Origin of the sequence: Pseudoflavonifractor intestinihominis (assembly GCF_040096055.1) — a bacterium.
GTDB classification, from domain to species: domain Bacteria; phylum Bacillota; class Clostridia; order Oscillospirales; family Oscillospiraceae; genus Pseudoflavonifractor; species Pseudoflavonifractor intestinihominis.
Genome location: NZ_JBBMFK010000003.1, coordinates 99,749 through 113,902, shown reverse-complemented (window position 1 = coordinate 113,902; position 14,154 = coordinate 99,749). Strand labels below are relative to the sequence as shown.

Genomic DNA, 14,154 nt, shown 5'->3' with positions numbered 1-14,154 from the left:
GAATTGACAGGGAAAGGGAGAGAAACTTATAATATAGGTAATTCTATTTTTTGGACGGCCCGGGGCCGGACAGGAGGAATTTCTATGGATGTGCGCGTGGGCGATGTGCTGGAGCTGAAAAAAGAGCACCCCTGCGGCAGCAAGCGCTGGCAGGTGCTGCGGGTGGGCATGGACTTCAAACTGCGCTGTGAGGGCTGCGGCCATGAGCTGATGCTGCCCCGCAGCAAGGCGGAGAAAAATATCAAAAAAATTCTGCGTACCGGGGAGGAAAACACATGAAGGAACTCTGGAGCGAACGGATTCGGGAGCTGGTGCCCTATACGCCGGGGGAGCAGCCCAGAGACCGGAAGTTTATCAAGCTGAACACCAATGAAAACCCCTATCCCCCCTCCGCGCTGGTGACGGAGGCCATCCGGCAGGAGGCGGGCAGCGCCCTGCGGCTCTATCCCGACCCGGAGTGCACCGAGCTGCGGGAGGCCATCGCCTCCTACCACGGCATGAGCCCGGACCGGATCTTTGTGGGCAACGGCTCCGACGAGGTGCTGGCCATGTGCTTTTACGCCTTCTTCACCCCGGGGAAGGCCGTGGTGTTCCCCGACATTACATACAGCTTTTATCCCGTCTACGCCCAGCTCTTCGGCCTGGACTACCGGGAGATCCCGCTGGACGAGAACTTCGGTGTGCCGGTGGAGCAGTTCCTGGGTGGCAACGGCGGCGTGGTCATCGCCAACCCCAACGCCCCCACGGGCCGTGAGCTGCCCCTCCACGCCATCCGGGAGATCGCCAACGCCAACCCGGAGGCGGTGGTGATGGTGGACGAGGCCTATGTGGACTTCGGCGCCCACTCCTCGGTGGCCCTGCTGGACAGCTGCCCCAACCTGGTGGTGGTGCGCACCCTGTCCAAGTCCCGCTCCCTGGCCGGCCTGCGGGTGGGCTACGCCATGGGCAGCGCCGACCTGATCGCCGCCCTCAACTGCGTGAAGAACTCCTTCAACTCCTATACCGTGGACCGGCTGGCCCAGGCGGGGGCGGTGGCCGCCATCCGGGACGACCCCTACTTCCGCTGTGTGGTGGCCAAGGTGAGCAACACCCGGGAGGTCACCGCCTGCCGCCTAAAGCAGATGGGCTTCCGGGTCTACGACTCGTCCACCAACTTCCTCTTCATCTCCCACGAGCACGCCCCCGCCAAGGCCCTGCTGGACGGCCTGCGGGAGCGGGGCATCCTGGTGCGCTGGTGGGACAAGCCCCGCATCTCCAACTGCCTGCGGGTGTCCATCGGCACCGACGAGGACATGGACACCTTCTGTCGGGTCATGGAGGAGCTGCTCCGGCAGTTCCCCGGGGACTGAGAAGCAGGAAAAATTTTCCCCCTCCGCTTTTCAAAGGCGAAAAAAGGCGATATAATGGGAAAAGAACCCCTGATTGCCAATGCTTTAGAGAAACGGAGGGACCCCTTGTGACGGAAAATGTTGTGAAGGTACTGAAAGCGAATGTGTGGAGCGTGGCCACCTGCTCCGACGTGCCCAATGTGGTTCCGGTGGGCTTCAAGGATGTCACCGAGGACGGGCTGCTGGTGGTGGGCGACGTGATGATGGATACCACGGTGAAAAACGTGCAGGCCAACGGGAAGATTGCCGTCTCCGCCTTTGACCCCAAGACCTCTGAGGGCTACCAGGTCAAGGGGACCGCCGTGTACCAGACCGAGGGCCCTGTGGTGGACGCCTTCCGGGAGAAGGCCATGGCGGTGTTCCACGGCGCCATGACCGTCAAGGGCGCGCTGGTCATCACTCCGGACAAGGTCATCGTCACCTCTCCCGGACCGGACAACAAGAAGGTGCTGTAAGCGGTCCGGCGGGAGGCACAGAGAAAGACAGAAAACGGGAGGCCCGGGCAATTGCCCGGGCCTCCCGTTTTCTCTGTCCTGACGCCGGCCGCGGCAGAGGGCGGTCAGTCGTCGGCCAGGATGATGGTTCCGTTTTCCACACGATCCACGCAGGCCAGGGCCTCCACCCGGAAGCCCATGCGGCGCAGGACCCTGCCGCCGTCCTGCATGGCTTTTTCGATGGCCACCGCCACGCCGGCCACCTCGGCCCGGGCCTTGGAGACGATCTCCGCCAGGCCCAGGATGGACTGGCCGTTGGCCAGGATGTCGTCCACCAGCAGTACCCGGTCGTCCTCCTCCAGATACCGCTTGGAGACCCGCAGGGTGTAGGACTTCTCCAGGGAGAAGGAGTGGGTCTCGGCGGAGTAGACCTCCGGGTCGATGTACCCGGTCTGAAACTTCTTGGCGTAGATGACCGGCACATCCAGCGCCCGGCCCACAAAGCAGGCCACCGCAATGCCGGAGCTCTCGGCCGTGAGCACTTTGGTTACCTTGTCGCCCCGGAAGCGCTTGGCCAGGGCGTTGCCCACGTGCTCGATCAGGTCCATGTCCAGGCAGTGGTTGAGGAACATATCCACCCGGATGATGTTGCCCTCCCCGACCTCGGCGTCGTTGAGGAGCCGGCGTTTCAGATCGTCCATTTTCTTTCCTTTCTGTGCTGCGCGGCCCGGGCCGGCAGGAGATCTGGCAAACAGATCTTTTCAACATAGAATAGTGGAGACGCCCCTTGGCGGGCACGGAGCACAGCTTCCGCAGGGGTCCGGTCTGTTTCAGCCGGAGCGGGGCCCCGGGGCCGCGGAGCGATTTCTTCAACAGAGTTTATTATAGACGAAAGCGGAGAAAACTGCAAGAGCGGGGCGGGGGAGGGGGAGCGGGATACCCTCCGAAATGCGAAGTTTTTGAAATATCGGCTTCCCAGCCCTGCAAGAACAGGGCGCTTTTTTCCCCCGCGCCGGCGGAGGCGGACAGCGGCCCCACTCCCTGCCCGCCGGTTGAATGCGGGGAAAAGCCGGGGAAACCGGGACGAAAGGTTAAGGCTGAGGTTATTGCCGGGAAAATGCAAGTTGATTTCCGGCTTATCGCAATTTTGCATATTGACAAAGCACTTGTTTCACGGTAAAGTAATTCATATACGCGTCGCGTGGCCGGTGGGCCGGGCGGGAGAAAGTGAGGAACCCTTAATGAACGTTTTGTTTGAGAAATTCACACTTCCGCAGGAGCTGCAGAACATTATTTACAACAGCCCCAGCGTTATCATTCCGGAGAGCAAGGAAGTGCTGTTCGAGCTGATTTTCGGCAATGAGTACACCGACAAGATCGAGGTGCTCTACGATGTCAACGGCAAGAATGTGAAGGAAGCGGAGGTCGTGCGCTGCAAAAACGGCGCCTCTGTCAACTTCACCGAGGACTATATGCGCCGCCGTGACCCGGACTGCATGCGCATCGCGGATGACGGCCCCACCGACAAGCCCCGTTTTGCCGACGTCTACGGCTACGATTTCTCCGAGCTGCGGGAGGAGACCTTCCGGTGGCTCACCCGGCAGGAGCTGATCCTGGTGCCCTTCAAGGCGGGCGGCTATCAGTACGGGTACGACTCCGTGCTGGTCTGCCCCCGGAACGCGGCCTTCTTCGCCTTTACCCTGGCCCAGCTCCAGGCCTTTGTGGAGATGAAGAACGTGGAGCACTTCAAGCCCCGCTCCGTGGTGTACGTGGCGCCGCCCTTCCGGCACACCCACTTCAAGGGCAAGCAGGTGGTGGTCCACTGCCGCCACGAGGACCTGCACGAGATCTTCTCCTACAATCTGTATCCCGGCCCCTCCGCCAAGAAGGGCATTTACAGCGTCCTGCTGGACATCGGCGAGCGGGAGGGCTGGGTCACCGCCCACGCCAGCACCGCCCGCATCATCACCCCCTATGAGAACGAGATGGTCATGATGCACGAGGGCGCCTCGGGCGGCGGCAAGAGCGAGCTGCTCCAGGACGTGCAGCGTGGCTCCGACGGCCGGGTGCTGCTGGGCGTGAGCACCATCACCGGCGACGAGCGGTACATCAGCATGAGCGACACCTGTACCATTGAGCCCGTCACCGACGACATGGCCATCTGCCACCCCTCTTTCCAGAAGAACAACGGCAAGCTGGCCGTGGCCGACGGCGAGGACGGCTGGTTCGTCCGGGTGGACGGCATCACCAAGTACGGCAGCGACCCCCTCTATGAGGGGATCTCCATCCACAGCAAGGAGCCGCTGGTGTTCTTCAACATCGACGGCGTGCCCCGGGCCACCTGCCTGCTGTGGGAGCACACCCTGGACTCCGATGGCAAGCCCTGCCCCAATCCCCGGGTCATCATTCCCCGCCGCATGATCCCCAACATCGTCTGGTCCCCTGTGGAGGTGGACGTGCGCTCCTTCGGCGTGCGCATGCCCCCCTGCACCGCCAAGAAGCCCACCTACGGCATCATGGGCCTGATGCACATCATCCCGCCCGCTCTGGCCTGGCTGTGGCGTCTGGTGGCGCCCCGGGGCTTCAACAACCCCAGCATCGCCTCCAGCGGCTCCGGTCTGGCCAGCGAGGGTGTGGGCTCCTACTGGCCCTTTGCCACCGGCCTGCGGGTGAGACAGGCCAACCTGCTGCTGGAGCAGATCCTGGCCTGCAGCGCCACCCGCTACGTCCTCATCCCCAACCAGCACATCGGTATCTATAAGGTGGGCTTTGCCGCCGAGTGGATCGCCCGCGAGTACCTGGCCCGCCGCGGCGGCGTGAACATGAAGATGGACCGCCTGCTGCCCGCCCGCTGCGCCCTCCTGGGTTACGACCTGAAGGAGATGAAGGTGGACGGCCAGCGCATCTCCAGCAAGTTCCTCCGCCCCGAGACCCAGGAGCTGCTGGGCGAGGAGGCCTACGACAAGGGCGCCGAGATCCTCTACAAGTTCTTCGAGAAGGAACTGGCCGTGTACGACGTGGAGGAGCTGCACCCGGTGGGCAAGCAGATTCTGGAGTGCTTCAAGAAGCGCGGCACCATCCAGGACTACTGCAAGATCATCCCCCTGGGCCTGGAATAAGGCGGACAGCACAAAAAATCCGGCGGAACAGCCGGCAATTTCTCCCCCTGCGTCCGGCGGGAGGGCAGATGGAAAAAGGGAGCCGTTTCGGCTCCCTTTTTTCCGTAATTGACCCAATATGCGGAGGTTTTTTACAATTTGTTGGAGCTTTGGTTTCTTTTAGACTTGATCCGCGTCGACAGCGCGGCGGGGCCGGATACCGGCCCCGCCTCTTGCTTTTTGCCAAGTGAAGTGATATAGTTTCTCTAAAATGCTTTGTCGGGGAACGTTGGAGCTCCATAGGGAGGGAGTACACATGCCGGATTCCAGCCTTACCAAGCGGGCCCTGGCCCAGACCATGAAGGACCTGATGGCCAGAGAGCCCTTTGCCAAAATCAGCGTGGGAGAGATCTGCGAGGCCTGCGGGATGAGCCGCAAGAGCTTTTACTACCACTTCCGCGACAAATACGACCTGGTCAACTGGATCTTTGACACGGAGTTCATCGAGGTCATCCAGAAGTGCGGCTTTGCCAGCGGCGCGGACATCCTGAACGGCATGTGCCGGTACTTCTACGAGGAGCAGGGCTTTTACCGCTCCGCGCTGGAGATCGAGGGACAGAATTCCTTCCGCGACCACTTTACCGAGGTCATCACCCCCCTGATGCACTCCATTGCCGGGGAACTGTTCTCCAACCGGGAGGACGCGGAGTTCTTCACCGTCTTTTTCAGCGACGCGGTCCTGGCCTCCATTGTCCGCTGGCTCACCAAGGGTACGCCCATGCCGGCGGAGGAGTATGTGGCCCGTCTGCGGAACCTGGTGCAGGGGCTCAGCCGGCTGGACCTGCGCCACGGCGGAACGCCGGAGGACAACTGAACACAAGATGAAAAACGCGGCCTGCGCCTCATGGGCGCAGGCCGCGCTGTTGTATCAGGGCCGCGGGAAATGGGTGCGGAGCAGGCTGTCCAGCGACAGGTCGGGAAGGGCGGCGGGCAGCAGCTGCTTTTTGCCGTCCGCGTATGTGGCCGCCTGCCCGTCGGGCAGCAGCTCCAGATAACGGGGGCTGTCGGAGATGACTCCGTCCACCATCAGCACATCCCGGTAGTAGTCCATCAGCAGCAGGGGATACCGCTGGGTGTTTCTGGCCTGCTCCACGTAGCCGTAGAACTGGGAGGACAGACGGGTGGGACAGGACTTCTCCGGCAGGAGAAAGGCCATGGAGCCGCCGTGGCCCAGCAGGGACTGGACCCACGCGCCGGAGAGCACCTCGGCGGCGCACGCCTCGCTGTTGCACCGGACGAAGTAGCCGAAAAAGCGGCGGGCGTCCCGGAGCAGGGCGGCGGCGGTCTGCCAGTCGGGGACACCGGCGTCCAGCAGGATCAGCAGGTTGGGGCAGGCGGAGAGCTCGTCCACCCAGGGCTCCACCAGCGCGGGGGAGAGAAAGACGAGAAAGGCGCACTCCGGCGCCCTGCGGGCCATCTCCAGCGCCAGGCTGATGGCTCCGTCAGAGCCGCCGCAGTGGAGAAAGTAGGCGTAGATGCCCAGGCTCCGCCCCTCGTCCAGCAGGCGGAGATAATCCCCCGGGGCGTCGGGGGCGTCCCCCTCCAGCCGAAGGGTAATGGACCAGGGGATGTCGAATCCCTCCCTGGCCTCTGCGGCACGGATCTGCTGGGCGCCGATGGTCCAGCTCTGCCACCCCATATTGATGCCAAAGGTCCGCAGAGAGGCGCGGTCGGTGTTCCGCACCGTGTCTTGCACCAGGTCGTAATAGGGGCTGCCGCCGTTCTCCAGCATCTGCTGGATCATGCCGATATAGCGTTTCTGAAAGGGACCCTTGGCGAACGTCTGGCCCATGTCCACCAGCTTGCGCAGGCTGCGCTGTGAGTCCTCCGCGATGTCCCGAATCGCGCGGTCCACAACAGTATCCAGAATGGTTCTGGTAATGGCTTCGCGCTTCAAATAGAGTGCCTCCCTTCGGGTGCGGCCTGAGCGGGGTCCACACGTCTGTATGTTGTTTCTATCATAATGCCCCGCACTCTGAGAGAGAAGTAACAAAAGCGGATGAGTGTCCAAATCCGATACAATCCGCGCCAGATGGGGGGCAGCGGCCGGAGACACAGGCGGGGCGGAAGGGGACAAGGTCTCTGTCTGCCACTGGCGGGCGGCGGCGGACGATGGTATAATCATTTCTGCAAGCGGATACGAGAGGAGAGAGGGACACATGCTGAATTTGCTGCTGGGCCGCTCGGGGAGCGGAAAGACCACGGCCGTGCTCCGGCGCATCGGGGAGAGCGGCGGCGCACGGCCCCAGGTGCTGGTGGTGCCGGAGCAGCACTCCCACGACATGGAGCGCCGCCTGTGCGCCATTGGAGGGAACCAGGTGTCCCGGTACGCCGAGGTGCTCTCCTTCACCCGCATGGCGGGCCGGGTCTTTGCGGCCACCGGCGGGCTGGCCGCCCCCACCCTGGACGCGGGGGGACGGCTGCTGCTGATGTACGCCGCCCTCCAGGCGGTGGCGGGGGAGCTGAAGGTGTACGGCCGCCCCTCCCGGAAGCCGGAGTTTCTCTCCGGCCTCATCGCCACGGTGGACGAGCTGAAGAGCTGCTGCGTCACGCCCAAACACCTGTGGACGGCGGGGGAGGAGGCCGACGGCCCCGAAGGGGACAAGCTGCTGGACCTGTCCCTCATCTACGGCGCCTACGAGGCCCTCACCGCCCGCCGGGCCGCCGACCCCCGGGACCGGGTGACCCGCCTGGCGGAGGCGCTGGAGCAGAGCGGCTGGGCCAGGGGGATGGACGTGTATCTGGACGCCTTCACCGATTTCACGCCCCAGGAAAATCTGGTCATCAAGGCCCTGCTGAAGCAGGCCAATTCGGTGACCGTGGCCCTGACCTGCGACGGGCTGGACGACGAGGGGGACAGCGCGGGCATCTTCGCGCCTGCCCGCCATACGGCCCGCAGCCTGCTGCGGCTGGCCCGGGAGAACGGCGTCCCCGCCCGGACGGAGGTGCAGGCGGGCCGGGCCAAGGAGGGCGCGGAGGAGCTGGCCTTTCTGGAGGCCCATCTCTTCAACCCGCCGGAGGCCCCCTGGGCCGACAGACCGGCCCATCTCTCCCTCTTCAAGGCAAACAGTCCCTATGCCGAGGTGGAGTACACCGCCGGGGAGATCCTCCGGCTGGTGCGGGAGGAGGGCTACCGCTTCCGGGATATCGCCGTCACCGCCCGCAGCATGGAGGGGTACGGCGAGCTCATCGAGACTATCTTTGCCCGGTACGGCGTGCCTGTGTTCCTGGCCAAAATGAGCGACATCCTCCAGAAGCCCATTCTGGCCCTTATCACCTCCGCTCTGGCCGCCGCCGCGGGGGATTACCAGTACGACGACCTGTTCCGCTACCTCAAGACCGGCCTCACCGGCCTGGCCGAGGAGGACCGGGACCTGCTGGAGAACTACGCCCTCAAGTGGGACCTGCGGGGGAGCCGCTGGACCCAGAAGGGGGACTGGACCATGCACCCCAAGGGGTACGGCCTGCCTCTCAGGCCGGAGGACGAGGCCCTGCTGGCGCGGCTCAACGCCGTCCGGCGGCAGGTCATCGCCCCCCTGGAGGAGCTGCGGAAGAACCCGGACCACACCGGCCTGGGCCACACCAAGGCCCTGTACGCCTTCCTGGAGCGCATCGGCCTGCCGGAGCGGCTGGAGGAGCGGACCGCCGCCCTCCAGGAGCGGGGGGAGCCCGCCCTGGCCCAGGAGTACAGCCAGCTGTGGGACATCCTGTGCAGCGCCCTGGAGCAGTGCGCCCAGATCGTGGGGGACACCCCCATGGAGGCCGACGAGTTCGCCCGGCTCTTCTCCCTGGTGCTCTCCCAGTACGACGTGGGCGCCATCCCCGTGTCCCTGGACAGGGTCACCGCCGGAGAGATGCCCCGCCTGGCCCACAAGCACTGCAAAGCGGTGTTTCTCCTGGGCGCGGACGACGGGGCCATCCCCCAGGCCGCTCCGTCCCCCGGCCTGCTCAACGACGACGACCGCTCCCTCCTGGTCTCCTACGGTCTGGAGCTGGCCCCCACCCTCGCCGAGAAGCTGAATCGTGAGCTGACCATCGTCTACGAGACCTGCGCCCTGGCGGGGGAGCGGCTGTCTGTGAGCTGGGCGGCCATGGGGGGCGGCGGGGAGGAGCAGCGGCCCGCCTTCCTGATCCCCCGGCTGCGGGGGCTGTTCCCGGCCCTGCGCCCGGTCACCGAGGCGGAGCTGGAGGGGGCCTTCCGGCTGTCCGCCCCGCGGCCCGCCCTGGAGCTGGCGGGGCGGTACCCCGAGGCGGCACAGGCCCTGCGGGCCATGCCGGAGTACGAGCCGCTGGTGGAGCGGATGGAGCAGGCTGCCGGACGCACCCGGGGCAGCTTGTCCCGGGCCGCCGTGGACGCCCTCTACGGCAGCCGGGTGCCCATGTCCGCCTCCCGGATGGACAAATTCAAGTCCTGCCACTTCTCCTACTTCATGCAGTACGGCCTGAAGGCGGAGCCCCGGAAGAAGGCGGGGTTCCAGGCCCCGGAGTACGGCACCTTTGTCCACTACGTGCTGGAGCATGTGTTCCAGAGCGAGACGTGGCGGGACGAGGAGGGGGGCGTGGACGGCGACAAGCTGGACGCCCTCACCGACGAGATCGTGGAGCGCTATATCAGGGAGGAGCTGGGCGGCCTGGCCGAGGAGACGCCTCGGTTCCGCTACTTGTTCCAGCGGCTGCTCAAGCCGGTGCGGGCGGTGGTGCGCAACGTGGCCGAGGAGCTGTCCGCCTCCGACTTCAAGCCCATCGCCTTTGAGCTGGGCTTCGGCTCTGGGAAGAACCTGCCCCCGGTGGAGCTGGAGGTGGACGGCGTGACCATCAGCATCTCCGGCTTTGTGGACCGGGTGGACGGCTGGGTGAAGGACGGCCGCCTGAACCTGCGGGTGGTGGACTACAAGACCGGCCGCAAGTCCTTTGACCTGACCGACGTGTGGAACGGCATGGGCCTTCAGATGCTGCTCTACCTCTTCACCCTCCAGAAGGAGGGCAAGGACCTGTTCGGCGGACATGAGATAGACCCGGCGGGAGTGCTCTACCTGCCCGCCCGGGACGCGGTCATCGCCGGCAGCCGCACCATGACCGAGACGGCCCGCCGCCAGGCGGTGGACAAGGAGCTGCGCCGCCGGGGCCTGGTGCTGGACGACCCGGAGGTGCTGGAGGCCATGGAGCACCCCGGCCCGGAGGGCATCCGCTTCCTGCCGGTGAAGGTGTCCGCCCGCACGGGGGCCATCACCGGGGACGCCCTGGTGTCCGCCGAGCGGCTGGGCCGGCTGGAGCGGCACATCCAGCGGGTGCTCCGGGACATCGGCGGGGAGATTGCCGCCGGAAACATCGCCGCCGACCCCTTCTGGAAGGGGCCGGAGAAAAACGCCTGCCAATACTGCGACTACGCCGTGGCCTGCCACTTTGAGGAGGGCAGGGGCTCCGACCGCCGCCGCTGGCTGCCCACGGTGAGCGCCGGGGCGTTCTGGGCCCGGGTGGAGGAGCAGGAGGGCGGCGGACAGACGGACAACACGTAAGAGGGGGAATTGTTATGGCCTTTCAGCTGACAGAGCAGCAGGCCGCCGTGGTGAACAACCGGGGCGGGGCCCTGCTGGTGTCCGCCGCCGCCGGCTCGGGCAAGACAAGAGTGCTGGTGGAGCGGCTGCTGGGCCGGGTGGAGGACGAGGGGCTGGACATCGACCGCTTCCTGGTCATCACCTACACCAAGGCCGCCGCCGCCGAGCTGCGCTCCCGCATTGTGGAGGAGCTGTCCCAGCGGCTCTCCCGCAATCCCACCGACCGCCACCTCCGCCGCCAGCAGGCCCTGGTCTACAAGACTCAAATCTCCACAGTCCACGCCTTCTGCGCCCAGCTCCTCCGGGAGTGCGGCCACATGCTGGACGTGAACCCGGATTTCCGCCTGTGCGACGAGGGGGAGGCGGGGGTGCTCATGCTGCGGGCCCTGGACGAGGTGATGGACCGGCGGTATGAGGACATCACCCCGGACAGCGACTTCGCCAGACTGGTGGACACCATGTCCGCCGGGCGGGACGACAGCCGCCTGATGCAGATTGTGCTGGACATCCGAGGGCGGGTCCAGAGCCACCCGGACCCGGCGGCCTGGCTGGACCAGCAGGGGGCGGCCTTCTCTCTGGAGGGCGTGACCGACGCGGGGGAGACCCCCTGGGGCAAACTGCTGCTGGAGGACGCCGCCGCTCAGGCCAGGTACTGGCTGAGCCGCATGGCCGCCGCCCTGGAGGACTGCACCTGCGACCCCAACCTGGACGCCAACTACGCCCCCACCATCTCGGCCACCATGGCCGGGCTCCAGGCCTTCCTGGACGGGGCGGCCCAGGGCTGGGACGCCGCTGCCGCCGCCCTGCCCATACCCTTTCCCCCGGCGGGGCGGAAGAAGATGACCGAGTGCCCTGAGGCGGCGGAGCGGGTCAAGTCGGTGCGCAGCCGGTGCAAGAAGCGGCTGGAAAAGCTGGCCGAGGGCTTCTCCGACGACAGCGCCGGGCTGCTCTCCGACATGGCGGCGGTGTACCCCGCCGTCCGGGGGCTGTTTGCCCTGGTGAAGGACTTCGAGGCGGCCTATGCCGCCGAGAAGGAGCGCCGGGGCGTGCTGGACTTCTCCGACCTGGAGCACATGGCGGTGCGCCTGCTGGTGGGGGAGGACGGCGGCCCCACGCCCCTGGCAAAGCAGTGGTCGGCCCGGTACGACGAGATCATGGTGGACGAGTATCAGGACACCAACGCCGTCCAGAATGCCATCTTCTCCGCCATCTCCCAGGACGGGAAAAATCTGTTCATGGTGGGGGACGTGAAGCAGTCCATCTACCGCTTCCGCCTGGCCGACCCCACCATTTTCCTGGAGAAGTACCGCACCTTCACGCCCTATGAGACAGCGGAAGAGGGAGAGCCGAGACGGATCATCCTGTCCAAGAACTTCCGCTCCCGGACCCAGGTGCTGGAGGGGGCCAACTTCATCTTCCGGGGCATCATGTCCCGCGCCTTCGGCGAGATGGACTACACCGCCGACGAGGCGCTCTACCCCGGCGCATCCTACCCAGATGGTGCGGACTACGCCGTGGAGCTGGACGCCCTGGACCTGGCCTCCGGCGGTGGGGATGACGAGGATGAGAGCGGCGAGAAGACCCCCCGTGACCTGCTGGAGGCCCGGTTCCTGGCCAAGCGCATCAAGGAGCTGAAGGACGGCGGCTTCCCCGTGTCCGACGGCGAGGGGGGCACCCGTCCCGCCGGATACGGCGACATGGTCATCCTGGTCCGCTCTCCCAACTCGGTGCTCCACCACTACGCCCGCGCCCTGGGGGAGCGGGACATCCCCTGGGAAGCCGACGCGGGGGGCGACTACTTTGAGACCACCGAGGTGTCGGTGGCCCTGTCCCTGCTCCAGATCGTGGACAACCCCCGGCAGGACGTGCCCCTGATCTCGGTGCTCCGGTCCCCGGTGTACGGCTTCACGGCGGACCGGCTGGCGGTGCTGCGCTCCGCCTCGCCGGACACGGACTTCTACGCCGCCCTGGTGAAGGGGGCGGAGGAGGGCGGGGCGGACTGCGCCGCCTTCCTGGCCGAGCTGGAGGACCTGCGCTTCCGCTCCGGGGACCGGAACAGCCACCAGCTGCTGTGGCAGATCTACGACCGCACCAACCTGCTGGGCATCTTCGGCGCCATGGACGAGGGGGAGAAGCGGCAGGGGAACCTGCTGGCCCTGTGCGAGCTGGCCCGGCAGTTCGAGGCCGCCGGGCACAAGGGCCTGTTCGGCTTTCTCACCTACCTGACCCGCCTGCGGGACAACGGCAACAAGCTGGCCGCGCCCCAGGCGGCTCGGGAGGGGGGCGGCGTGCGCATCCTGTCCATCCACAAGTCCAAGGGCCTGGAGTTCCCCATCGTGCTGCTGGCCGGACTCACCCGGCGGCTCAACCGGGACGACATGCAGCGGCCCATCCTGTTCCACCCCCAGCTGGGCGTGGGCCCCAAGCGGCTGGACACGGAGCGGATGATCGAGTACCCCACCCTGGCCCGGCGTGCGGTGGCCCGCCAGCTGGAGTATGAGATGATGGCCGAGGAGCTGCGGCTGCTCTACGTGGCCATGACCCGGGCAAAGGAGAAGCTGATCCTCTCCTGCGCCCTCACCCGGGGTGCGGCCGACCTGAGAAAGCTGGCCGAGGACGCCGAGTACCCCGTTGACCCCCAGGTGCTCTCCGGCTGCCAGTCGGTGGGCCAGTGGGTGCTGCTGCCGGTGCTCACCCGGCCGGACGCGGTGGCCATCCGGCGGGCGGCGGACTACCCGCTGCCCATTGCGGCGGCGGACCTGGGGCCGGACTGGGATATCCGCTGGGTGGACGGCAGCGATCTGCTCCAGCCCCCCGAGCGGAAGGCAGCCGTTTTGCCCGGGAGGGGGGAGGAGAAGCCCGGGCGGGATTTGACCGGCGTGCTCACCTGGCAGTACCCCCACGCCGGGGACGTGGAGATCCCCTCCAAGCTGACCGCCACCCAGCTCAAGGGCCGGGAGCTGGACCGGGAGGCCGCCCAGGAGGCGGGGCAGGGGATTGCGCTGCCTCAGGGTGAGCCGGAGGAGTCCGCCGCCCCCGCGGGCAAGCGGGCCGCCCTGCGCCGCCCCCGGTTTGCCGAGGAGGAGTTCGGCCTCACCCCGGCTCAGAAGGGCACCGCCCTCCACCTGGTCATGCAGTACATCGACTTCGAGCGGGCGGGCACGCAGGCGCAGGTGAAGGAGGAGATCGCCCGCCTGGTGGCGGGGGCCTACATCACCCCCGAGCAGGGGGAGGCGGTGGACCCGGCCAAAATCGCGGCCTTCTTCCAGTCCCCGCTGGGCCGGGAGCTGATGGAGTCGGTGTCCCTGCGGCGGGAGTTCAAGTTCTCCATCCTGGTGCCCGCCGCCGACTACTGCCCCGGCGCCGGGGAGGGGGAGCAGGTGCTGCTCCAGGGCGTGGTGGACTGCTGCTTTGAGACCCTGGAGGGCATCACGGTGGTGGACTTCAAGACCGACCGGGTGACCCGCCGCACTGTCCGGGCGCGGGCGGAGGAGTACCGCCCTCAGCTGGCGGCGTACAGCCGCGCCCTGGAGGAGATGACCGGCAGGCCGGTGGTCCGCCGGGCTCTGTGGTTCTTCGCCCTGGACCAGGCGGTGGAGGTCTGACCGGGCGGCTCCGC

The 14,154-nt window shown here is 66.4% G+C and carries 9 protein-coding genes; 7 read left to right on the top strand and 2 right to left on the bottom strand.

Translation table 11 applies throughout. The annotated features are described in order from the left end of the window. The first annotated feature begins 84 nt into the window (after nucleotides 1-84). The 3 genes from WMO64_RS02850 (at nucleotide 85) to WMO64_RS02840 (ending at nucleotide 1,843) form a co-directional block, all read left to right on the top strand. Nucleotides 85-279: a DUF951 domain-containing protein gene (locus WMO64_RS02850; protein ID WP_294520775.1), complete on the top strand. Its 195-nt coding sequence runs from the start codon at nucleotides 85-87 to the stop codon at nucleotides 277-279. Further along, the gene (hisC, locus tag WMO64_RS02845) at nucleotides 276-1,349 is read left to right on the top strand and encodes a histidinol-phosphate transaminase (RefSeq protein WP_349230940.1); all 1,074 of its coding nucleotides are present in this window, start codon (nucleotides 276-278) and stop codon (nucleotides 1,347-1,349) included. Before WMO64_RS02850 ends, hisC begins: the two co-directional genes overlap by 4 nt. Nucleotides 1,350-1,456: 107 nt before the next feature. Beyond that, nucleotides 1,457-1,843 (top strand): pyridoxamine 5'-phosphate oxidase family protein, encoded by a 387-nt coding sequence (locus WMO64_RS02840; protein WP_294520770.1) that lies wholly within the window; start codon nucleotides 1,457-1,459, stop codon nucleotides 1,841-1,843. 104 nt (nucleotides 1,844-1,947) lie between these two features. Here the strand turns inward: WMO64_RS02840 and WMO64_RS02835 are convergent, their stop codons facing one another. After that, on the bottom strand, nucleotides 1,948-2,523 hold the full coding sequence (locus WMO64_RS02835) for a xanthine phosphoribosyltransferase (RefSeq protein ID WP_294520767.1): 576 nt from the start codon (nucleotides 2,521-2,523) through the stop codon (nucleotides 1,948-1,950). A 540-nt stretch (nucleotides 2,524-3,063) separates the two neighbouring features. On the opposite strand from WMO64_RS02835, the gene WMO64_RS02830 reads away from it, so the two are divergent. Together WMO64_RS02830 and WMO64_RS02825 are read left to right on the top strand one after the other, a co-directional pair. Next, complete coding sequence (locus tag WMO64_RS02830) at nucleotides 3,064-4,941, top strand: DUF4914 family protein (RefSeq protein ID WP_349230939.1); 1,878 nt, start codon at nucleotides 3,064-3,066, stop codon at nucleotides 4,939-4,941. Between the two features lie 295 nt (nucleotides 4,942-5,236). Further along, complete coding sequence (locus tag WMO64_RS02825) at nucleotides 5,237-5,794, top strand: TetR/AcrR family transcriptional regulator C-terminal domain-containing protein (protein ID WP_349230938.1); 558 nt, start codon at nucleotides 5,237-5,239, stop codon at nucleotides 5,792-5,794. A gap of 54 nt (nucleotides 5,795-5,848) precedes the next feature. On the opposite strand, the gene WMO64_RS02820 is transcribed toward WMO64_RS02825, so the two are convergent. Next, nucleotides 5,849-6,877 (bottom strand): hypothetical protein, encoded by a 1,029-nt coding sequence (locus WMO64_RS02820; protein WP_294522351.1) that lies wholly within the window; start codon nucleotides 6,875-6,877, stop codon nucleotides 5,849-5,851. A gap of 262 nt (nucleotides 6,878-7,139) precedes the next feature. Between WMO64_RS02820 and WMO64_RS02815 the strand changes: the two genes are divergently transcribed. Both WMO64_RS02815 and addA read left to right on the top strand, forming a co-directional pair. Continuing rightward, nucleotides 7,140-10,496: a PD-(D/E)XK nuclease family protein gene (locus tag WMO64_RS02815; protein ID WP_349230937.1), complete on the top strand. Its 3,357-nt coding sequence runs from the start codon at nucleotides 7,140-7,142 to the stop codon at nucleotides 10,494-10,496. A 14-nt stretch (nucleotides 10,497-10,510) separates the two neighbouring features. Further along, on the top strand, nucleotides 10,511-14,140 hold the full coding sequence (addA, locus tag WMO64_RS02810) for a helicase-exonuclease AddAB subunit AddA (protein ID WP_349230936.1): 3,630 nt from the start codon (nucleotides 10,511-10,513) through the stop codon (nucleotides 14,138-14,140). The last annotated feature ends 14 nt before the right edge of the window (nucleotides 14,141-14,154 follow it).